This window comes from Citrobacter sp. TBCS-14 (assembly GCF_005280805.1).
GTDB lineage: Bacteria > Pseudomonadota > Gammaproteobacteria > Enterobacterales > Enterobacteriaceae > Citrobacter > Citrobacter gillenii.
This window is the reverse complement of sequence record NZ_SZWM01001137.1, coordinates 1-247: the sequence shown is the minus strand read 5'-3', so window position 1 is coordinate 247 and position 247 is coordinate 1. Positions and strand designations below refer to the sequence as shown.

Sequence of the window (247 nt, the reverse complement as noted above, 5' to 3'; positions counted from 1 at the left end):
TCGGTGATTATTCACGATGTGGCCCGTAGCGGGGAGTACCGCGTCAACGAGCACTTCGATTCACAGTGGAATCCAATCCGCGATTACAACAAGGACAACCCAGCTCACCGTTTCCGCGCCTACGGTGGCACGCCGGGTCACTGGATCGAGTGGGGCCGCCTGATGCTGCATCTACATGCCGCGCTGGAAGCTCGCTTCGAAACGCCGCCTGCCTGGCTGCTGGAAGATGCAAAAGGACTTTTCCACG

Annotated in this window: 1 protein-coding gene; it reads left to right on the top strand. The window is 59.1% G+C overall.

Features of this window, described 5'->3' with window-relative positions; all coding sequences use genetic code 11:
* Positions 1-247: AGE family epimerase/isomerase (locus tag FDX22_RS24430; RefSeq protein WP_186805462.1), on the top strand; the 247-nt coding region annotated here is incomplete at both ends.